This is a genomic window from Rhizobium sp. WYCCWR10014 (assembly GCF_001657485.1).
Classification (GTDB): Bacteria; Pseudomonadota; Alphaproteobacteria; order Rhizobiales; family Rhizobiaceae; genus Rhizobium.
In genome coordinates this window covers 96,128-115,996 of record NZ_LXFU01000048.1, presented here as the reverse complement: position 1 = coordinate 115,996, position 19,869 = coordinate 96,128, and the positions used below count along the sequence as shown (strand labels likewise).

Genomic DNA, 19,869 nt, shown 5'->3' with positions numbered 1-19,869 from the left:
AAAGACAGGCCGATGTGTGGACGTTTCGCCCTGACAGTCTCCAGCGTCGACCTGAGCGACGTCTTCTCCGGTCTCGATCTCGACGATTTTCCGGCGCGCTACAACATCGCGCCGACGCAGCCGATCCTCATCGTCATATCAGGCGAGGGCAGGGAGCAGGGCAGTAACTTGGCCGACCGACGCGCCGTGCTCGTGCGCTGGGGCCTGACGCCGGGCTGGGTCAAGGATCCGAGAGATTTCCCGCTGCTGATCAACGCGCGCTCCGAAACCGCGATTGGCAAAGCCTCTTTCCGCGCCGCCATGCGTCATCGCCGCGTGCTCATTCCGGCCTCCGGTTTCTATGAATGGCATCGCCCGTCCAAGGAAAGCGGCGAGAAGCCGCAGGCCTATTGGATCAGGCCGCGCCAGGGCGGGGTCATCGCCTTTGCCGGGCTGATGGAGACATGGTCCTCGGCCGACGGCTCCGAGGTCGATACCGGTGCGATCCTGACGACCTCGGCCAATTCAGCCATATCAGCGATCCACGATCGCATGCCCGTCGTCATCAGACCTGAGGATTTCACGCGCTGGCTGGATTGCAAGACGCAGGAGCCACGCGAGGTGGTCGACCTGATGCAGCCGGTTCAGGACGATTTCTTCGAGGCCGTCCCGGTCTCCGACAAGGTCAACAAGGTTGCCAATATGGGTCCCGACCTGCAGGAGCCGGTCGCCATCGAAAAACCGCTGAAGGCGCCCGACAAGCAAAAGTCTGACGACGCCCAGCTCAGCTTCTTCTGAAAGGGATCGGTCGCATCTACAGGCCCGTCGGTGACCGATCGGCGCCGACGTATCACATCGGCGGCGGCGATGCGTCGCTTGGTCCCATCAGGTTTTTCGGGTTGTGCTTATGTCGCCAGAGCGTTGTCGGAAGACTTCCGGCGATTGCCTCGTCATTGACTTCGTCAGCGGTGCCTTACGCATGTAACCCGAAAGCACGCATGATTCCAATTTGAAGCCTTCCGCCTCAAGCGGATTTTTTGACGCTGGTCGGCTTATGCTTCGCCATCAGCGATGCTGCGGCAACAGCCTTCAGGCCGACGGGGCGATAGTTGGCGGCGAGGTCTGGCTTGGCCGCCTGCTGTTCGCCGGTACTGCTCTTCTTCGAAGTCACGATACTCTCCTTGCGTGGTTGTTCCCTGGGTATTTTATAGTTTGATGTTTCGTCACGAATAGCGACAAAACGGGGGCGTAGCTTATCAGGATTTGTAAACGCCCACCATAATTCGCGAGGCTTAACTGAAGCCTACGTTGGTTAATACTTACTGAAGAGAGCAGTTCCAATAAGAGTCCGAGAGCGGTTTTCTGGGGAAAAGCGCACAACGGTTTTCACCCGGATAAAGCGCCTGCTTTTCCCGGGGATTCGTCAGAACGAAAGGAGAGAAGCATTTCCGTCATTCGAAGAAATCCGGAAATGCTTGGGAGATCAGATGTGCCGGCCGATATCGTCGTCGCCGATGCCCGGCTCCTCGATCGTCAGTGTCCCGTATTTCCGCCGCCATTTCCGGGCGCCGAAGGGAAGCGATACGAGGTAGGCGGCAACGGTGAAGACCATCACCTCCCAGGTGTAGCTCATCAGCAGGGCCACATAGAGCACGACGCCGAGCATCATCGGCAGCACGAGATCGCGCCGCAGGCGGTTGCCTTCCGATTTTCCCGACCAGACCGGCAGCCGGCTGATCAGCAGGAAGGCGATGAGCACGGTGTAGATCGACGAGAGATAGGCGAAGGTACGGTCCGTCGCCAGCCCGAGGAAGCCGAGATAGACCGGCAGCAGCACCAGCATGGCGCCGGCCGGCGCCGGCACGCCGACGAAATATTCCGATTGCCAGCTCGCCTTGTTTTCGCGTTCGGCCATGACATTGAAGCGGGCAAGGCGAAGCCCGGCGGCGATCGCATAGATCAGGGCGGCGATCCAGCCGAGCGAGCGCGCCTGGTCGAGCGCGAAGACATAGACGACGAGAGCGGGTGCGACGCCGAAATTGACGATGTCGGCAAGCGAATCCATCTGTGCGCCGAACTTCGATGTCGCCTTCATCAGCCGTGCCACGCGCCCGTCGATGCCGTCGAGGAACGCGGCGAGCAGCACCATGGAGACGGCGAGCTCGTAACGATTCTCGAAAGCCAGCCGGATGCCGGTCAACCCGGCGCAGATCGCCAGAATGGTGATGAGGTTCGGAAAGACGAGCCGGAGCGGGATTTCGCGCAGACGCGGGCCGCGGGCGGAATCATCCGGCCCATTGGGCTCGAAAGGCGGAAAAGGCGTTTCCATATCGCGTTCCAATCGTTCCTAAGGCAATTCCAGCAACAGTGCGTAGCGCTTCTGCACTTCCGTGAAAAGCTGAACCGCTCTAGCTGCGGCGGCTGATAATGGGACCCTTGGCGGAGGCGAATTCGGCGATGACGGTTTCTCCTGCAACCGCCGTCTGGCCGAGCGAGACGCGTGGCGCAGCACCGGCGGGCAGGAACACGTCGAGCCGCGAGCCGAAACGGATGAGCCCGAAGCGCTCGCCGGCATCCACCGGCTCGTTGGGGTTTGCCCAGCAGAGGATGCGCCGTGCGACGAGGCCGGCGATCTGCACGACGCCGATCTGGCCGTGGCCGGTTTCGATCACCAGCCCGTTACGCTCGTTGTCTTCACTCGCCTTGTCGAGCTCGGCGTTGACGAAGCTGCCGGAGCGGTAGTTGATGCTGACGATGCGCCCGCGCATCGGCGCCCGGTTCACATGGCAATTGAAGACGTTCATGAAGACGGAGATGCGCAGCATCGGCTCGGAGCCGAGGTTGAGCTCGGACGGCGGGGTCACCATCTGGATCGCCGAAACCTTGCCGTCGGCGGGAGAGATCACTAGGTCGTCGTCCTGCGGGGTCACGCGCTCCGGATCACGGAAGAAATAGGCGCACCAGAGCGTGAAGATCATGCCGATCCAGAAGAGCGGCTTGAAGATCCAGCCGAGGACCAGCGACGCGACGAAGAAGGCGGCAACGAAGGGATAACCCTCCTTGTGCACGGGGACGATCGTGTTGCGAACCGTGTTGAACAGGCTCATGGCTGCCGGTCTCCTTGCGTTTTCATTTTTGCTGGTTAGCGAAAAACCGTCTCTGGGGCAATGCTGTGGCCTCAGCCCTGGTTCCCACGCCGCGGTTCTGAACAACAAAAGCCGGCCGGCGTCGGTTTCCCATCTCAGCTTGCAGGGGCAAGCCGCGTTATAACGCCGAGGTCGTCGCTTTCGCGCACCTGCTTCAGATGTTCTTCGGCCTGCGTCGCCTCGCGCTGGCGGTTCCACATCGAAGCATAAAGACCGTTCCTTTCGAGGAGGGCGGCATGTGTTCCGCGCTCGGCGATCTCGCCGCTTTTGAGCACGATGATTTCATCGGCGCCGATCACCGTCGAAAGCCGGTGTGCGATGACAAGCGTCGTGCGGTTCTTCGAAACCAGGTCGAGCGCCTCCTGAATTTCCCGTTCCGTCGTCGTGTCGAGCGCCGACGTCGCCTCGTCGAGGATCAGGATCGGCGGCGCCTTGAGGATGGTGCGGGCGATCGCCACCCGCTGCTTCTCGCCGCCTGAAAGCTTCAGCCCGCGCTCGCCGACCTTGGTTTCGAAACCCTCGGGCAGCGTCTCGATGAAATGCGCGATCTGCGCCACCTCGGCGGCGGCAAAGACTTCGCCGTCACTGGCCGATGTGCGGCCGTAGCGGATGTTGTAGGCGACCGTGTCGTTGAAGAGCACGGTATCCTGCGGCACCATGCCGATCACCGAGCGCAGGCTCTTTTGCGTCACCGTGCGGATATCCTGACCGTCGACCGTGATTGCGCCGCTCTGGATATCGTAGAAACGATAAAGCAGGCGCGACAGCGTCGATTTGCCGGCACCCGACGGGCCGACGACGGCGACCGTCTTGCCGGCCGGCACCTCGAAGGAAATGCCCTTCAGGATCGGACGGGCCGCATCATAGGCGAAGTGCACGTCTTTGAAGGAGATCGCGCCCTGGCCGATTCGAAGTTCGGTCGCATCAGGCGCGTCTTTGACTTCGGTCTGCACCTCAAGCAAATCGAACATCTGCTCGATGTCGGTCAGTCCCTGGCGGATTTCACGGTAGACGAAGCCGATGAAGTTGAGCGGTACGGAAAGCTGGAGCAGCATCGAATTGACGAAGACGAAATCACCGACCGTCTGCTCGCCGCGCTGCACGGCCAGCGCCGACAGCACCAGCATGATCGTCGTGCCGATGCCGAAGATGACGCCCTGGCCGAAGTTTAGCCAGCCGAGCGAGGTCCAGACATCGGTCGCCGCCTTCTCGTAGCGTTCCATCGATTTGTCGAAACGCTTTGCCTCCATCTCCTCATTGCCGAAATATTTGACGGTCTCGAAATTGAGGAGGGAGTCGATCGCCTTGGTGTTGGCGTCGGTATCGCTGTCGTTCATCGACCGGCGGATGGCGATGCGCCAGTCGGATGCCCGGATCGTGAACCAGATATAGGCCCAGACGGTAAAAGCGGTAACGGCGAGATAGGAGAAGCCGTAGCCCCACCAGAAGATTACCGCCGTCAACAGGAATTCGATGACGGTCGGAACCGAATTGAGGATCGTGAAGCGTACGATCGTCTCGATACCCTTGGTGCCGCGCTCGATGATGCGCGACAGCCCGCCGGTCTTGCGCTCGAGATGGAAGCGTAGCGACAGCTCGTGCATGTGCACGAAGGTCCTGTAGGCGAGCTGGCGCACCGCATGTTGTCCGACACTGGCAAAGAGCGCGTCGCGCAGCTGGTTGAGGCCGAGCTGGATCAGCCGGGTGATGTTATAGGCGATCACCAGCGCGATGGCGCCGGCCAGCAGCGGCGGCACCGAGCCGGCAAGATCCATCCTGCCGTTCAGCGCATCGGTCGACCATTTGAAGAAATAAGGGACGAGCAGCAGTACGAATTTGGAGATCAGCAGAAAGACCGAGGCCCAGACGACGCGCATCTTGAGGTCGGGCCGGCCGGCCGGCCACATATAGGGCCAGAGGTTGAGAAGCGTCTGCGGCAGGTTGGATTCCGAGACTGTCTTGCCGTTTGCCATGCTTGTCTCCAGCCCGGATGGGCTTGCCGCGATTGCGGCGATTCGATGCCGGCAGGAGTGCGGAACCGGGACAAGCCTGAAAGCGCTTCCCACAACCCGCAGCCGCCACCGCCAGGTAGGGCGCCCGGCGGACGAATACAACAATTGCTGGGGTAAGGAAACGACGAGGCCGGGCGCTGATCCCGCCCGGCCTCGTCGTGTTGTTTTGCGGCTTAGAGATGCTGGCCGGACATGCGCTTGCGGTGCAGCTCTTCGGCATTCGGCAATACATCTTTCGGCAGGCCGAAGATCTGACCCGGGCGGATGCGATCGGGATCGATGATCTTGTCCTCGTTGGCGATATAGATCGTCGTGTAACGGACGCCGAGGCCATAGGTGCGGCGCGAGATCTGCCACAGCGTGTCGCCGCGGCGAATGATGACCGCTGCGTTGTTTGCCGTCAGCGGCGCCTGTTCGATCGTCTTCGGCTGGTTGCTTCCGACATCGTTTGCAGATGGCGTTGCCGGTGCGGGTGCAGCGGTGAGTTCGGCAATCATCCCGCCCAGCTTGCCGAGTGCTGCGCCGACGGACTTCGCGTCCCCAGGCAAGCCTTGCAGCAGCTTCAGCGCATTGCCGGCGATCTGCGAGGAGGAACCGGACGATTGCTTGAAGACATCGGGCGCATCGGCGGCCGGGCGGAAGTCGGCGACGGAGCGCAGCGCGAATTCCGTTGCCGAGCGCGCCGCCGCAAGCTGTTCGGCCCCGGGCAGCTTGCCATCGGCAAACAATCCCTTCAGCAGGCTGAAGGCTTTGCCGGCCTCGGCCTTGCGCTTGCCGAGCTCGCCTTCGTCGAGCGGCACCATCGGGGAGGCACCGTTGGCGTCGGCGGGGGCCGATTGCGCGGCGACCCTCACCTGGTCGCCGGCCGGGCGATTGAAATTCACCGCCGCACGCACGATCACCTTGCCTGCGGGATCAACGACATCGACGCGGATCTTGTGGTCGCCGACTGAGAGCGCCACCACACCGTCGATGACGAAATGGCCGTCGGAGCCGGCTGTGTCCTGGCCGACGAGGCTGTCGTCGGCATAACCGATGACCTTGGCATTGGAGCGCGTCGTACCGGCAATGAAGATCTTGTTGCCTTCGATCTCGACCGCATTGACCATCACGTCGGGCATATTCGACTTATCCGGTGCTGCGGTGCCGGGAGTGGCCGGTGCCGTATCAGCGCCGCCGGAGGGGGTGTCGGTGAGGTTCGGCGTCTGCAGAGCCAGCTCGCCGGTTGCCGGCTTGTCCGCAGGCGGCGCCATCGGGTTGGAGGCATCGGCAACTTCGGTTCCGGCCTTCGGCGCGGTAATGATGCGGCTCGCCGCGCCGGGTTTGGAAACCATGGCGAGCAGATTGGCGCCATTGCCATCCTTCGGCACGGAAATGGTCGCGACTTCTTCGGAAAGCGTGCTCTTGCCGTCCTTGCCCGTGAACTTGAGCACGAGCTGGTGGTCGCCGGCCGGAAGCGGATCGTCGAGAACGGCAGCAAAATCGCCGCTCGCATCGACATTGGCAGTCGTCACCACCTTCTCGCCGTCGAGCACCTCGAGCTTGCCGTTCGGTTCGGCGGAACCGGCAATCACCGTCGATCCGTCTGGCTCGACGCGCAATACGTCGAAGGCCGGAACCTTCGGGCCGGTATTTTCCGATGCCGTATTCGCCCCAGGGGCACCAGTCAGCGCAACCTCGGCCTTGGCGATCGCGGCAAGCGCATCGGCGATGTTCTCGGGCAGCGACTGGACGATGGCGAGCGCCTTGGCGCCACCGTCCTTGGCCTTGGCGGCAAGGGTCTGGGTCGCGGGATCGAGGCCCTCGGGAATGGTGAAATCGGCAAGCGCGGTCAGGGCATTGACGGCCTTGGTCTTGGCGGCGGTAAAGACATCGATGGTCGGGCCTTTGCCGTCGGCAAACAGCGCCTTGAGCTCGCTGAGCGATACGCCGGCATCGGCCGAAAGGCGACCGACCTTGTCGGCGACCGCGGCCGCGTCGCCCGCGGCGGAGCGCGATGTCTTTGCCGCCTCGTTAACCGTGTTCTTGACCTCCGTGCTCGCCTGGTTGATAGCGTCTCCCACCTTGGTCGCATCGCCGCCGATGCGCGGCATGACGACAAACACCATCAGTAGGATTGCGATTGCGAGCACTGCAAGAGCCAGCAAGCCGGCACGGTTCTTCATCATTATGTCTCCCAAGGCGGCAATTTGCCGTAATACCCAAAATTGCTAGCGATTCCCGTTGCTTTCCACAAGCATTCAAAGCAATTAGGCAAGCTAGGCACGCTGCTTTTCAGTCAATTTTCTTGACTGCATTGAAATGGAATAGTTGTTTTGCCCTTATGACCGAACAATCTGTATCGATTCGATCCATCTGCGTTTACTGCGGCTCCAGGCCGGGACGCGATCCTTCCCACATGGCGGCCGGGCGCGCTCTCGGACGAGAGATCGCCGAATACGGCCTGCGCCTCGTCTATGGCGGGGGTACCAAAGGCATTATGGGCGCGGTTGCCAGCGGCGTGCTTTCAGGCGGCGGTCAGGTCACGGGCATCATTCCCGAATTCCTGATCGATATGGAAGCGACTCGCCACTCGCTCGGTCAGCTCAACGAACTCATTGTAACCCCTGACATGCATGCGCGCAAACACACCATGTTCGAGCGCTCCGATGCCTTCGTCGCGCTGCCCGGCGGTATTGGTACGCTGGAGGAGATCGTCGAGATCATGACATGGGCACAGCTCGGCCGCCACGAGAAGCCAATGGTCTTTGCCAACGTTAATGGTTTCTGGGATCCGATGATGGAACTGATGCGCCATATGACCGAAGAAGGCTTCCTGCACACCGCCCACCGGGTGCAGCCGCTCGTCGTCGACGAGATCTCCGGCATTATTCCGGCGATCATGGCCCAGGCAGCCCAGCTTGCCGCCGATCGCGACGGCGAGGACGAGGTGATTTCGAAGATGTAGGCGGGCGCGCCCTTGGAGCGGTTCGGCTTTCACGGAAGCGCAGAACCGCTGCGCACTTTTGCTGGAATTGCTCTAGCGCCCGCGGCTTCCCTTCAGCATCGACCAGCTATAGAGGAACAGCCCCGCCCAGATCAGCGGGAAGGCGATCATGCGCGCCGTCCCGAATGGCTCGTGGAAGACGAAGACCGCGATCAGGAAGATCATCGTCGGCGCGATATACTGCATGATACCGATCGTCGAGAGCTTCAAGAGCTTGGCGCCGTTCGCATAGATCATCAGCGGCACGGCGGTGATGACGCCGCAGCCGAGCAGCAGTGTCGTATCTGCAAGACCGGTGCGGTAGAGGTGGCCCTGGCCGCTGAATTCGAGATAGAGGATGTAGAGGAGGGCCGGTCCGCTGAGGATCAGCACTTCGAGGAAGAAGCCCTGGTTCGGCCCGAGCGGCAGCGTCTTGCGCAACAGGGCGTAGAAACCCCAGCTGATCGCCAGCGTCAGCGCCACCCACGGGATGCCGCCGCTATCCAGTGCGAGAATGGCGACGGCAAGCGCCGCAAGCGCGATCGCGGCGATCTGCAGCGGCTGCAGTTTTTCCTTGAGGAACACCGCGCCGAGGAAGATGCTGAACAGCGGATTGATGAAATAGCCGAGTGCTGCATCGAGCGAATGGCCGGCGCCGATCGCCCAGACATAGGTGCCCCAGTTGACGGTGATCAGTGACGCCGTCAAAGCCGCCATCGCCAGCATGCGCGGCGAACTGAGCGCTGCGCGGATATCCTGCGTGCGCCCGAGCACGATCAGCACGATGCCCGCCAGCGGCAGCGACCAGACGATGCGATGGGCGATGACCTCGGCCGGCGAGATATGCGCCACCGCCTTCATGTAGATCGGCAGGAAGCCCCAGAGCAGATAGGCCGTCAGCGCGAAGGCGAACCCGCGCGGACTGTCTTCGTTCTTGGCCAACGGAACGGACGCATCGGTCGACATCGGTGTTTCCATCTTTGTTCTTCTTCTGATCCGGCCTAGCTTAAGCGCCGTGAATAGACCAATTCATTTCGTTGAATGAAGGGTGAGAGGATTTGAACCGGAAGACGGGCGAGATGATCCGACGCCCTGCGGCGGAGGGCGGCGTCCGAAGGAAGCGAATGGTATTTGGGCGAGGGCTGGGACCCCATCGCCGAGCCGGCGGAATAGGTTTATTCCGCCGCGATCTTGCCCGCCAGCTGCCGATTCTTCATCAGCTTGTAGATGACCGAATCCATCAGCGCCTGGAACGAAGCGTCGATGATGTTCTCCGAGACGCCGACCGTCCACCAGCGCACCCCGTCGCTGTCGGTGGATTCGATCAGCACACGGGTGATTGCCTCCGTGCCGCCATTGAGGATACGCACCTTGAAATCGGCGAGCACCAGATCGTCGATCTCGTGCTGGTACTTGCCGAAATCCTTGCGCAGCGCGAGGTCGAGCGCGTTGACGGGGCCTTCGGCATCGGCAACCGACATCAGCGTGTGGCCGTCGATGGTGATCTTGACCACCGCCTCCGAGACGATCTTCACGCGGCCGAGACTGTCGAAGCGGCGCTCGATCATCACGCGGAAGCCTTCGATAGTGAAAAATTCCGGGATCGTGCCGAGCGTGCGGCGCGCCAGCAGCTCGAAGCTCGCATCCGCGCCCTCATACGCATAGCCGATGGATTCACGTTCCTTGACGATCGAGATCAGCAGGTCGAGCTTCGGATCGTCCTTGGCGACCTCGATGCCGCGTCGCTTCAGCGCATTGATGAAGTTCGCCTTGCCGCCCTGGTCGGAGACCATGACCTTGCGGAAATTGCCGACGGTTTCCGGCGGCACGTGTTCATAGGTCCGCGGATCCTTGAGCAGCGCCGATGCGTGGATGCCGGCCTTGGTGGCGAAGGCGGAAGCGCCGACATAGGGCATCTGGTGGTCGGGCGAGCGGTTGAGCAGCTCGTCGAAGGCATGCGAGAGCCGGGTGAGGTTGAGCAGCCGCTCCTCGTCGATCGCCGTTTCGAAACGTGTGTTGTAGGCGCTCTTCAGCGCCAGCGTCGGGATCAGCGTCACAAGATTGGCATTGCCGCAGCGCTCGCCGATACCGTTCAGCGTGCCCTGGATCTGCCGGACGCCGGCGTCGACGGCGGCAAGCGAATTGGCGACCGCCTGGCCGGTGTCGTTATGCGCATGGATGCCAAGACAGTGGCCGGGAACGCCTGAGGCGATCACCGCCTCGACGATGGCCCGCACCTCCGGCGGCTGCGTGCCGCCATTGGTGTCGCAGAGCACGACCCAGCGGGCGCCGCTCTCATAGGCCGTCTTGGCGCAGGCGAGCGCATAGGCCGGATTGGCCTTGAAGCCGTCGAAGAAATGCTCGCAATCGACGATCGCCTCCTTGCCCGCGCCAACCGCCGCCTTGACGCTTTCGGCGATGCATTCGAGGTTTTCCTCGTTGGTGCAGCCGAGCGCCACCGCGACATGATAATCCCAGCTCTTGGCGACTAAACAGATGGCGTCGGATTTTGCCTGCAGCAGCCCGGCAATGCCGGGATCGTTGGAGACCGAAACGCCCGCCCGCTTCGTCATGCCGAAGGCGACGAAACTCGCCTGGCCGGTGCGCTTGTCGCTGAAGAAGGCCGTATCCGTCGGATTGGCGCCGGGATATCCGCCCTCGACGTAATCGAGGCCGAACTCGTCCAGCATGGCGGCGATCGCAATCTTGTCCTCGACGGAGAAATCGATGCCGGGCGTCTGCTGCCCGTCCCGGAGCGTCGTGTCGAAGAGATAGATGCGTTCTTTCATGTCGTTTCCTCCCGCCAGGCGGGTTGTTATGAAGTGCGGATGCTGCCCCTCATCCGGCTGCCGCCACCTTCTCCCCGTTATGAGGGGAGAAGGGATATGCCGCACCGTATCGCAGGGCACGTCCCCTCTCCCCGCGGGCGGGGAGAGGGTTAGGGTGAGGGGCTGCCCCCAATGCTAACGATCAGTCTTGTTCCCCGGCAAACTTATCCGTCGCCCGGATCAACTGATCGAGAATTCCCGGCTCCGAATAGGCATGGCCCGCGCCCTCGATCAGGTGGAATTCTGCTTTCGGCCAGGCCTTGTGCAGCAGCCAGGCATATTTGGCCGGGCAGGGCATGTCGTAGCGGCCATGCACGATGACGCCGGGAATATCCCTGAGCCTGCCGGCGTCGCGGATCAGCTGTCCCTCGTCCATCCAGCCGGCATGGACGAAGAAATGGTTCTCGATGCGCGCAAATGCATAGGCGAATTCCGGCTCCTCGAACTTGAAGCTCGTCGAAGGTTCCGGCAGCAGCGTGATCGTTTCGCCTTCCCAAATGCTCCAGGCCTGCGCGGCCGCGAGGCGGACGTTCTTGTCCTCGTGCGTCAGGCGGCGATGATAGGCATGCATCATCTCATGCCGCTCTTCCGGGGGAATTGGTGCGATGAACCGCTCCCACTTGTCAGGGAACATCTCCGAGACGCCGAATTGGTAGTACCAGTCGAGCTCCGCCTTGGTCAGCGTGTAGATGCCGCGCAGAATGAGCTCGGAGACGTGCTCCGGATGCGTCTCGGCATAGGCGAGCCCCAGCGTCGAGCCCCAGGAGCCGCCGAATACCTGCCAGCTGTCGACGCCGGCCATCTCGCGCAGCCGCTCGATATCGGCAACGAGGTGCCAGGTCGTATTGGCTTGGAGTTCCGCATGCGGTGTCGACCTGCCGCAACCGCGCTGGTCAAACAGCATGACGTCGTAAAGAGCAGGGTCGAAGAGCCGGCGATGGGCGGGCGAGATGCCGCCGCCCGGGCCGCCATGCAGGAAGACGGCGGGCTTGGCGCCAGGCGTTCCCGAGCGCTCCCAATAGATCACATGGCCGTCGCCCACATCGAGATGGCCGGAAGCATAGGGCTCGATTTCGGGATAGAGCGTGCGCAGTCTCTCAGTCATATCTTCACGCCTTTCGCGGGCCAGACTTCTGTGTCGTGATCGGGATGCTGGAAGGAGATGATCGCCTCCTGCCGTGCGTAGAAATCCTGATCCTTCAGCACCGGCGCCTCGAAGATTTCCTCGACCCAGGGGAGGCGGGCCTCATAGTTGACCTGGATCAGCGGTGCGAGGTCGCTGCGGTCGTCGAAGGTACCGATCGCAAGCTCCAGCCCGCCCGGGTGACGATAGGTCATCGGCGTGCCGCAATTGCTGCAGAAGCCGCGTTCGATATTGACCGAGGACTGGAAGTAGCTCGGCTCCCCGCGCGTCCATTCCATCCCTTCCTCAGGCGTGGTGACGAGCGCAGAGAAGAAACCGCCGAACTGCTTCTGGCACATGCGGCAATGGCAGATCGAGGGACGTCCCAGTTTGCCGGAGATGCGGAAGCGCACGGCGCCGCACTGGCATCCGCCTGTCTTTATCGTGTCCGTCATGAGCTTTCTCCGAGGGGCCAGCTTTTCGTGTCGTGGTCGGGGTGCTGATGGTTGCTTGCCGCGATCGCGTTCTCGCGGTCGGGCGTTTCAGGCTCTGGTTCCAGCGGCAGGCCATCCAGCGCGTGAAACCAGGACATCTTCTGGCGGGTGTTCGATTGCATCACCGGCTTGACCGCATCGGGATTATCCAACGAGCCGAGCGTGAGGTTGATGAAATCAGTCTCCGGAATGTCGTAGAACAGCGGCGTGCCGCAATCGCCGCAGAAGCCGCGCCGCACCAGATCCGAGGACTGAAACCATTTCGGCGTGCCGCGTGTGAAGGTAAAATCGCTGCGCATCACCCCGGCAAGCGGCATGAAATAATTGCCCGCCGCCTTCTGGCACATGCGGCAATGGCAAAGATGGGGATAGCCGAGTTCGCCTTTGGCGCGGTAACGCACTGCCCCGCACTGGCACCCGCCGCTTCTGTCTGATTCCGTCGTCATCCGAGCTCCTTTGGTGGCCATGCCTGCGTCTCATGATCGGGATGCTGGCAGGAGACGAGCTCAAGCAGGAAGGGGGCAGCCTGCGCGTCCTCCTCCGTCCGGTGCCCCGGCAATTCGTGCAGATGATCGACGAAACCGATTTTGCCCTCGATGCCGAATTGGATCACCGGCGGAAATGCCGAAGGGTCGTCGAAGGCGCCGGCGGCAATCGCCATTCCATCCGGCGCCTCGTAGGTCAGCGGCGTGCCGCAATCGCCGCAGAAGCCGCGCTCGACGAAATTGGAAGAGCGGAATCTTTTCCGCTCTCCGCGTGTCCATTCGAAATCGGCGCCGCGCACCGAGACCAGCGGTGCATAATAGGCCCCGAACGCCTTCTGGCACATGCGGCAATGACAGATCGACGAATCCTTGAGATCGCCGCTGACGCGGAAACGGATCGCTCCGCACTGGCAGCCGCCAGTATAGGTCGTCATCTCTTGACCTCCCACGTCGTCACGCGCTCGCCGGTCACCGCATCCTTGCCGTCCTTCAACTGGATGCCCTTCGCCGTCAGCTCGTCGCGGATCTTGTCGGCCTCAGTGAAGTTCTTCGCCTTCAGCATTTCCAGACGCATTGCGACCAGCGCATCGACCGCCGATGCGACGGCTTCGTCGATCTCCATCTTTTTCGGCAACAGGCCCAGAAGGTCGGCCGTTGCGGCAAAGACAGCACGGGCTGTGGGATCCGCATGGGCAGCCTGCGCAAGCGCATGCAATGCCTGCACCGCCGCGACCGTATTGAGGTCGTCGGAAAGCGCGTTCAGCACGGTTTCATCGGGCGCCGCAACGCCGGCTTCGGCCGCCGGCCATTTGGCGAGCAGACGTTCGGCCTCTTCCAGTCGCTTGATCGAGAAATCGATCGGCTCGCGGTAATGCGTCATCAGCATGGCAAGGCGCAGCACCTGGCCCGGCCATTTGCGGCCGCCGAAGATTTCCGTGTGCAGCAACTCGTGGATGGTGACGAAATTGCCTTCGGATTTCGACATCTTGCGGCCTTCGACCTGCAGGAAGCCGTTATGCATCCAGACATTAGCCATCACCTCGGTACCGTGGGCGCAGCGCGACTGGGCGATCTCGTTTTCATGATGCGGGAAGATCAGGTCTAGCCCGCCGCCGTGAATGTCGAAGACATCGCCGAGATAGCGCTTGCTCATCGCGGAGCATTCGATGTGCCATCCGGGCCGACCGCGGCCCCAGGGGCTGTCCCAACCGGGCTCGTTGTGGCTCGACAGTTTCCAGAGCACGAAATCGCCCGGATTCTTCTTGTGCGCGTCAACGGCGATGCGGGCGCCCGCCTGCTGCTCGTCGAGCGGGCGCTTCGAAAGCTGGCCGTAATCCGCCATGGATTTGGTGTCGAACAGCACTTCGCCCGATGCGACATAGGCATGACCGTTGCCGATCAGCTTCTCGATGATCTCGGTCATCTCGACGATATTGTCGGTGGCGCGCGGCTCGAAGTCCGGCTCCAGGCAGCCGAGGTCGGCGACATCGGCGTGAAATTGCGTCTCGGTCTTTTCGGTGACCGCACGGATCGCGTCGTTGAGCGGCAGGCCCGGATGGTCCCGAAGTGCGCGCGCATTGATCTTGTCGTCGACGTCGGTGATGTTGCGGGCATAAGTGACGTGATCTTCGCCATAGACATGACGCAACAGCCGGAACAGCACGTCGAAGACGATGACCGGCCGGGCATTGCCGATATGAGCGAAGTCATAGACGGTCGGGCCGCAGACATACATGCGGACATTGTTGGGATCGATCGGCGAAAACACCGATTTTTCCCGTGTCAGCGTGTTGTACAGCTTCAGTTCCGGCGTCGCGTCCATTTCACTCTCCCAAATGCACGATCAGAAAAATATCGCGACCGGCGGACCGGGGCGTTTCGCATCTTGACTATTTGGGAGACGAAAACGGCCGGGCCAGCGCTCGCGCTAGCGAATAATCTTCCGGCAGATAATGCAGATAACCGTTTTCATGGCGAAGGTTATGGCTTGCGCCGGAAAAAAGGTCAAGGGTCTGCTGTTTGTTCTGGCGCCGGTCAGACACCTAACAACTTCCGGAGGAATGAGGTGATGTCTGTTCGTTTCAGGAAATTTCTAATACGAAGCGAAGCTATCATTTAGGAGGGCGGAGAATGTTGGGTCTATTTGGAAAATCCAAAAAGAAGACGATTGTTGTCGTCACACTGAATGCTCGCCTTCAACCCATGGATAGGGCGCCGCTAGGATGCTCTGGACGCCTTTATGGAGCAACGCGGGCATGGCATGAGGGTGGTTGGGGGTGGAACGCTGCAGCAACCGAGCGGCGAGATCAAAGAATGCGACATCGAAATGGAAGTCGACAATCCCACAGATGCACGATTGACCCTGCTCATCAACGTCTTGGAATCCATGCTTGCGCCAATCGGATCGACTCTGCACATCCCAGGTCAGCAGGGGATCGATTTCGGGCGCCAGCATGGTCTGGCGATTTATGTCAACGGGACCGATTTACCGGCCTCGGTCTACGAAACTTGCGATATCAATCACGTGGTGGATAAATTCGGACGGCTTCTTGAAGGCGTTGGTTTGGTCGCAAGCAATTGGCAAGGTCCACAGGACACGGCGCTTTACATATATGGCGATGATTTCGAAACGATGGTATCGCGCCTGAAACCATTCCTCGACAGCTACCCGTTGCTCGAACGGTGCCGGATGGAAAGAATCGCGTAAAAGCCCATGTCGCTCGAACCGGGCATAGCCCTGGTTCACACTCCGAGCGTGCGCACGCTGGAGCTCGTCCGCCATTTTCACGGCGCAAATCGCGAATAGCCAATTGGCAGACGGCTGAAAATAGGGGGAATGAGCGAGAAGCTTGGTCTGGGGAACGATCGGAGCAACTGCGATTCTGATGGTCGCATTCGCTGCTTACTTCGCATACGATTTCGGTATGCTTCGTTTCAACAATCCCTCTCTCAGCAACTATCCAATCCAAGGCATCGATGTCAGCCATCACCAGGGCGATATCGATTGGGAGGCCGTTGCCGCGCAACCGAATGTCCGTTTCGCCTTCATGAAAGCGACCGAAGGCGGAGACCATCGGGATTCCAAGTTCGCCGACAACTGGCAGCGCGCCAGAGATGCTGGAGTGGTCAGGGGCGCTTATCATTTCTTCACCTTCTGCCGTCCGGGCAAGGATCAGGCGCAGAATGTCCTGGCGACCGTGCCGAAGGAGCAGGGAACTCTGCCGATCGCCGTCGATCTGGAGTTTGTCGGCAATTGCAACAAAATCCCGACGCTCGAGGAAATGGCTGCCGAGGTGAACGCCTTCTTCACCGAGCTGAAAGGCACTTTTCCGGAGAAGCCTATTTTCTACGTCACGCAGGAGTTCTTCGATCAATATCTGAAAGGCAATGAATCACGCTTTCCCGACCACTATCTGTGGCTGCGCAGCGTGTTCAGGGAGCCGAGGCAGGAAGAGTGCAGTCATTGGTCGATCTGGCAATTTGCCGACAACGGCACCTTGGACGGCATCCAGGGACCGGTTGACCTCAATGCGCTATGCCCGTCGGAAGCGGGCCTGGCGCATCTGTTCCCCACCGTTGCAGCGAACTGAAACGTCTACAGCGCTGCGCGTCTTTTCGAGACGCGCAAAGGATGCTGTAGCACTTTGAATTGCTGCATCATTTTGTCCTTAAATCGAGTCCGATTTGAGGAATCATGCAGCGGCCTATTCCGGCAGGCGATAATCGACGAGCTTGTTCTCCCGGACGATGAACAGCTTGCCCGTCTCTGTCACCCCAGGCCCCAGCAACGGCAGGATCGCCTTTGCGACTTCGGACGGATGTGGGAGCGTCTGCGGATCTTCTCCGGGCACCGCCTGTGCCCGCATCGCCGTGCGGGTCGCACCCGGATCGACGCTGGTGACCCGCAGCGGGGTGCTTTGACTTTCGCCCGCCCATGTGCGTGCCAGCGCCTCGACGGCGGCCTTGGAAGCGGAATAGGCTCCCCAGAACGGGCGGCACTTGTGGGCGGCACCCGAAGAGATGATCACCGCGCGGCCGGCATCCGAGCGGGCCAGCAGCGGGTCGACCGAGCGGATCAACCGCCATGTCGCGGTGACGTTGATGGTCATCACCTTCTCGAACACCTTCGCTTCGATATGGCCGATCGGCGAAATGACGCCGAGCACGCCGGCATTGGCGACGAGGATGTCGAGCTTGCCCCAGCGCTCGAAGATCGAGCCGCCGAGCGCATCGATCGCATTCATGTCGGCAAGGTCGAAGGGCACGAGCGTCGCCGTGCCGCCGACAGCCTTGATCGCGTCATCGAGGTCCTCGAGCCCGCCGACCGTGCGGGCGCAGGCAATCACATGGGCGCCGGCCTTGGCAAGTTCCAGCGCCGTGAAATAGCCGATGCCGCGCGACGCACCGGTGACGAGTGCGATCTTGCCCTCAAGATTGAAATTCATGATGTCGTGTTCCCTCACGAAGGGAGAGGGGTGCGATGCACCCCTCGGGATGGACAATGGAATAACCGGCGCGCCGTGTCAGCCGTTGCTGGCAAGCATGGAAATCTTGTTGCCCATGGACTCGCCGTTCTTGTCGAGCAGGCGGGTCGGATAGTCGCCGGTGAAATAATGGTCGGTGAACTGCGGCCGGACCGGATTGCGATCCTCGCCGCCAACGGCGCGATAGAGGCCGTCGATCGACAGGAAGGCGAGCGAATCGGCGCCGATATATTTCGCCATGGCTTCGACATCGGCATACTGATTTGCCAGCAGCTTGTCTGCGTCAGGCGTGTCGATGCCGTAGAAGTCCGGGAAGAAGATCATCGGGCTTGCGACGCGGACATGGACTTCGCGCGCCCCGGCTTCACGGATCATCTGGACGATCTTGAGAGACGTCGTACCACGCACGATGGAATCATCGACCAGCACCACGCGCTTACCTTCGATCATTGCCCGGTTGGCCGAATGCTTCAGCTTCACGCCGAAGGCGCGGATCTGCTGCGTCGGCTCGATGAAGGTGCGTCCGACATAATGGTTGCGGATGATGCCGTATTCGAAGGGAATGCCGCTCTGCTGCGCATAGCCAAGCGCCGCCGGCGTGCCGCCATCCGGTACTGGCACGATGACGTCGGCATCCACGGGCGATTCCTTGGCGAGGTTCATGCCCATGCTCTTGCGCGTCGTATAGACGTTGCGGCCGCCGACGACAGAGTCCGGACGGGCGAAATAGACATATTCGAACAGGCAGAGGCGCTCCGGCAGCGGTTTGCTGGGCTTGCGCGCATCGATGCTTATCGAGCCGTCAGGCTGGATTTCGCAGATCACCACCTCGCCGTTTTCAACGTCGCGGATGAACTTGGCACCGATAATGTCGAGCGCGCAGGTTTCCGAGCAGAAGATCGGCTTGCCGTCGAGTTCGCCCATCACCAGCGGGCGGATGCCGGTCGGATCGCGCGCGGCAATCAGCTTCGTGCGCGTCATGGCAAGCATCGAATAGCCGCCTTCCATCTGACGAATGGCGTCGATGAAGCGGTCGGACGTGGATGCGTGGCGGGAACGGGCGATGAGGTGAAGGACGACTTCGGTATCGGAAGTCGACTGACAGATGGCGCCGGTCGCGATGATCTGGCGGCGCAGCGTCAGGCCGTTGGTGAAATTGCCGTTATGGGCAATGGCGATGCCGCCTTCTTCCAGTTCGGCAAAGAGCGGCTGCACGTTGCGCATGGCCACTTCGCCGGTTGTCGAGTAGCGGGTATGACCGATCGTAATGCTGCCGGGCAGGCGGGCGAGCGTCATCGGATTGGTATAGTGGTCGCCGACGAGGCCCATGTGGCGCTCTTGATAAAAGCGCTTGCCGTCGAAGGAGACGATGCCGGCCGCTTCCTGTCCGCGGTGCTGCAGAGCATGCAGGCCGAGAGCCGTGAGCGCGGCGGCATCGGGATGTCCCAAAATTCCGAAAACCCCGCATTCTTCATGCAGCGTATCTCCGTCGAGCGGATCGTCGGTCGGGAAGGAATGGGACTGGTTCATTTCTGCGGGCCTCTGCTCTCACAAGAATGGATCGGCATTTCCAGAAATAGCTGAGCCCGGCGGAGCTGGAATGCTCGGCCGGACCCTCATTTCGCGTTCCGCTCAAATGGCGATTGCCGGATGGCGGGTCAAGCTCTTGAACACTGTGTCAATTCGCCGGCTGCTGCGCGCCGTCGGCGGGCGCGGTCGGTGCATCTTCCGCCGGAGCCTGGTCGGCCGTCGGCGGAGTGGTACCTTCGGCGCCCTGTGCCGGCGGCTGCAGCTTATCACGGATGCTTTCCGGTATCATCTGGGCAAATTGCTCCGGCAGAACCGATTTCAGCTTTACGACCATCGAATCCAGGAAAGGTTTCGACTTCGCTTCGTTGACCCAGGCCGGACGGTGATCGACATCGACCAGCCAGTTCCAGAAGGCGACGGCGACGACCAGGAGCAGTACGCCGCGCGCTGCCCCGAACAGGAAGCCGAGCGTGCGGTCGAGCGCGCCGACGCGGCTGTCGATGATGAAATCTGCGATCTTCATCGTGATGAAGGAGATGACGATGAGCGCGATCAGGAAGACGACCGCTGCCGAACCGACGATCGCGATGCGGTCGTCATCGGTATATTTTTTCGCATAGGGCAGCAGGTACGGATAGAGGTAATAGGCGGCCGCCGCCGAACCACCCCAGCTCGCGATCGAAAGAATCTCGCGTGAAAAGCCGCGGACCATCGCCAGCACGGCGGAGAAGAGCACGACGCCGATGACAATACCGTCGAAAATCGTAATGGGCATGTAAATTCAACTCCAGGACTGCCGCTTGGCGGCCGTGTCGTGCCTTAT

General features: G+C 61.3%; 19 protein-coding genes. 4 read left to right on the top strand and 15 right to left on the bottom strand.

Annotated features, from left to right (window positions below; genetic code table 11):
- Positions 1-12: 12 nt before the first annotated feature.
- Entirely contained in the window at positions 13-777 is a 765-nt protein-coding gene (locus tag A6U98_RS26555; protein WP_064653967.1) for an SOS response-associated peptidase, read from the top strand.
- A 226-nt stretch (positions 778-1,003) separates the two neighbouring features.
- On the opposite strand, the gene A6U98_RS37310 is transcribed toward A6U98_RS26555, so the two are convergent.
- The 5 genes from A6U98_RS37310 to A6U98_RS26535 all read right to left on the bottom strand — a co-directional run bounded on the left by A6U98_RS37310 (position 1,004) and on the right by A6U98_RS26535 (position 7,305).
- A complete protein-coding gene (locus tag A6U98_RS37310) occupies positions 1,004-1,150 on the bottom strand; it encodes a hypothetical protein (RefSeq protein ID WP_003558132.1) in 147 nt (48 codons plus the stop codon).
- A 312-nt stretch (positions 1,151-1,462) separates the two neighbouring features.
- Entirely contained in the window at positions 1,463-2,308 is an 846-nt protein-coding gene (gene pssA, locus A6U98_RS26550) for a CDP-diacylglycerol--serine O-phosphatidyltransferase (RefSeq protein ID WP_018447395.1), read from the bottom strand.
- Positions 2,309-2,387: 79 nt separating this feature from the next.
- Positions 2,388-3,323: a phosphatidylserine decarboxylase gene (locus A6U98_RS26545; RefSeq protein ID WP_280950270.1), complete on the bottom strand. Its 936-nt coding sequence runs from the start codon at positions 3,321-3,323 to the stop codon at positions 2,388-2,390.
- Positions 3,221-5,098, bottom strand: a complete 1,878-nt coding sequence (locus A6U98_RS26540) for an ABC transporter ATP-binding protein/permease (protein WP_064653965.1) — start codon at positions 5,096-5,098, stop codon at positions 3,221-3,223. Before A6U98_RS26540 ends, A6U98_RS26545 begins: the two co-directional genes overlap by 103 nt.
- A gap of 212 nt (positions 5,099-5,310) precedes the next feature.
- Complete coding sequence (locus A6U98_RS26535; RefSeq protein WP_064653964.1) at positions 5,311-7,305, bottom strand: LysM peptidoglycan-binding domain-containing protein; 1,995 nt, start codon at positions 7,303-7,305, stop codon at positions 5,311-5,313.
- Between the two features lie 155 nt (positions 7,306-7,460).
- Here A6U98_RS26535 and A6U98_RS26530 point away from each other — a divergent pair, with 155 nt between their 5' ends.
- Entirely contained in the window at positions 7,461-8,084 is a 624-nt protein-coding gene (locus A6U98_RS26530; protein ID WP_003558142.1) for a TIGR00730 family Rossman fold protein, read from the top strand.
- 72 nt (positions 8,085-8,156) lie between these two features.
- Here the strand turns inward: A6U98_RS26530 and rarD are convergent, their stop codons facing one another.
- The 7 genes from rarD to cysS form a co-directional block, all read right to left on the bottom strand.
- The gene (rarD, locus tag A6U98_RS26525) at positions 8,157-9,068 is read right to left on the bottom strand and encodes an EamA family transporter RarD (protein ID WP_064653963.1); all 912 of its coding nucleotides are present in this window, start codon (positions 9,066-9,068) and stop codon (positions 8,157-8,159) included.
- Positions 9,069-9,277: 209 nt separating this feature from the next.
- The gene (cimA, locus tag A6U98_RS26520; RefSeq protein WP_064653962.1) at positions 9,278-10,891 is read right to left on the bottom strand and encodes a citramalate synthase; all 1,614 of its coding nucleotides are present in this window, start codon (positions 10,889-10,891) and stop codon (positions 9,278-9,280) included.
- Between the two features lie 181 nt (positions 10,892-11,072).
- Entirely contained in the window at positions 11,073-12,035 is a 963-nt protein-coding gene (gene pip / locus A6U98_RS26515; protein WP_064653961.1) for a prolyl aminopeptidase, read from the bottom strand.
- Positions 12,032-12,508: a GFA family protein gene (locus A6U98_RS26510; RefSeq protein WP_003558152.1), complete on the bottom strand. Its 477-nt coding sequence runs from the start codon at positions 12,506-12,508 to the stop codon at positions 12,032-12,034. Before A6U98_RS26510 ends, pip begins: the two co-directional genes overlap by 4 nt.
- Complete coding sequence (locus A6U98_RS26505) at positions 12,505-12,993, bottom strand: GFA family protein (protein WP_064653960.1); 489 nt, start codon at positions 12,991-12,993, stop codon at positions 12,505-12,507. The genes A6U98_RS26510 and A6U98_RS26505 overlap by 4 nt, the downstream gene beginning before the upstream one ends.
- Positions 12,990-13,466 (bottom strand): GFA family protein, encoded by a 477-nt coding sequence (locus A6U98_RS26500; protein WP_064653959.1) that lies wholly within the window; start codon positions 13,464-13,466, stop codon positions 12,990-12,992. Before A6U98_RS26500 ends, A6U98_RS26505 begins: the two co-directional genes overlap by 4 nt.
- On the bottom strand, positions 13,463-14,854 hold the full coding sequence (gene cysS / locus A6U98_RS26495) for a cysteine--tRNA ligase (protein WP_064653958.1): 1,392 nt from the start codon (positions 14,852-14,854) through the stop codon (positions 13,463-13,465). The genes A6U98_RS26500 and cysS overlap by 4 nt, the downstream gene beginning before the upstream one ends.
- Before the next feature lie 417 nt (positions 14,855-15,271).
- Here cysS and A6U98_RS26490 point away from each other — a divergent pair, with 417 nt between their 5' ends.
- Both A6U98_RS26490 and A6U98_RS26485 read left to right on the top strand, forming a co-directional pair.
- On the top strand, positions 15,272-15,739 hold the full coding sequence (locus A6U98_RS26490; protein ID WP_245304576.1) for a hypothetical protein: 468 nt from the start codon (positions 15,272-15,274) through the stop codon (positions 15,737-15,739).
- Between the two features lie 178 nt (positions 15,740-15,917).
- On the top strand, positions 15,918-16,622 hold the full coding sequence (locus A6U98_RS26485; RefSeq protein ID WP_064654163.1) for a GH25 family lysozyme: 705 nt from the start codon (positions 15,918-15,920) through the stop codon (positions 16,620-16,622).
- Between the two features lie 114 nt (positions 16,623-16,736).
- Here A6U98_RS26485 and A6U98_RS26480 read toward each other — a convergent pair whose 3' ends face one another.
- The 3 genes from A6U98_RS26480 to A6U98_RS26470 all read right to left on the bottom strand — a co-directional run bounded on the left by A6U98_RS26480 (position 16,737) and on the right by A6U98_RS26470 (position 19,821).
- Positions 16,737-17,477, bottom strand: a complete 741-nt coding sequence (locus tag A6U98_RS26480; protein WP_064653957.1) for an SDR family NAD(P)-dependent oxidoreductase — start codon at positions 17,475-17,477, stop codon at positions 16,737-16,739.
- 78 nt (positions 17,478-17,555) lie between these two features.
- Positions 17,556-19,046: an amidophosphoribosyltransferase gene (gene purF, locus A6U98_RS26475; RefSeq protein WP_064653956.1), complete on the bottom strand. Its 1,491-nt coding sequence runs from the start codon at positions 19,044-19,046 to the stop codon at positions 17,556-17,558.
- Positions 19,047-19,194: 148 nt separating this feature from the next.
- Positions 19,195-19,821, bottom strand: a complete 627-nt coding sequence (locus A6U98_RS26470; RefSeq protein ID WP_064653955.1) for a CvpA family protein — start codon at positions 19,819-19,821, stop codon at positions 19,195-19,197.
- Between the last annotated feature and the right edge of the window lie 48 nt (positions 19,822-19,869).

Bases quoted from the DNA above. Each gene is read 5' to 3' on its own strand.
- A6U98_RS26555 (WP_064653967.1), top strand. From the start codon at position 13: ATGTGTGGACGTTTCGCCCTGACAGTCTCCAGCGTCGACCTGAGCGAC.
- pssA (WP_018447395.1), bottom strand. From the start codon at position 2,308: ATGGAAACGCCTTTTCCGCCTTTCGAGCCCAATGGGCCGGATGATTCC.
- A6U98_RS26540 (WP_064653965.1), bottom strand. From the start codon at position 5,098: ATGGCAAACGGCAAGACAGTCTCGGAATCCAACCTGCCGCAGACGCTT.
- A6U98_RS26535 (WP_064653964.1), bottom strand. From the start codon at position 7,305: ATGATGAAGAACCGTGCCGGCTTGCTGGCTCTTGCAGTGCTCGCAATC.
- A6U98_RS26530 (WP_003558142.1), top strand. From the start codon at position 7,461: ATGACCGAACAATCTGTATCGATTCGATCCATCTGCGTTTACTGCGGC.
- rarD (WP_064653963.1), bottom strand. From the start codon at position 9,068: ATGTCGACCGATGCGTCCGTTCCGTTGGCCAAGAACGAAGACAGTCCG.
- cimA (WP_064653962.1), bottom strand. From the start codon at position 10,891: ATGAAAGAACGCATCTATCTCTTCGACACGACGCTCCGGGACGGGCAG.
- pip (WP_064653961.1), bottom strand. From the start codon at position 12,035: ATGACTGAGAGACTGCGCACGCTCTATCCCGAAATCGAGCCCTATGCT.
- A6U98_RS26510 (WP_003558152.1), bottom strand. From the start codon at position 12,508: ATGACGGACACGATAAAGACAGGCGGATGCCAGTGCGGCGCCGTGCGC.
- A6U98_RS26505 (WP_064653960.1), bottom strand. From the start codon at position 12,993: ATGACGACGGAATCAGACAGAAGCGGCGGGTGCCAGTGCGGGGCAGTG.
- A6U98_RS26500 (WP_064653959.1), bottom strand. From the start codon at position 13,466: ATGACGACCTATACTGGCGGCTGCCAGTGCGGAGCGATCCGTTTCCGC.
- cysS (WP_064653958.1), bottom strand. From the start codon at position 14,854: ATGGACGCGACGCCGGAACTGAAGCTGTACAACACGCTGACACGGGAA.
- A6U98_RS26490 (WP_245304576.1), top strand. From the start codon at position 15,272: ATGGAGCAACGCGGGCATGGCATGAGGGTGGTTGGGGGTGGAACGCTG.
- A6U98_RS26485 (WP_064654163.1), top strand. From the start codon at position 15,918: ATGGTCGCATTCGCTGCTTACTTCGCATACGATTTCGGTATGCTTCGT.
- A6U98_RS26480 (WP_064653957.1), bottom strand. From the start codon at position 17,477: ATGAATTTCAATCTTGAGGGCAAGATCGCACTCGTCACCGGTGCGTCG.
- purF (WP_064653956.1), bottom strand. From the start codon at position 19,046: ATGAACCAGTCCCATTCCTTCCCGACCGACGATCCGCTCGACGGAGAT.
- A6U98_RS26470 (WP_064653955.1), bottom strand. From the start codon at position 19,821: ATGCCCATTACGATTTTCGACGGTATTGTCATCGGCGTCGTGCTCTTC.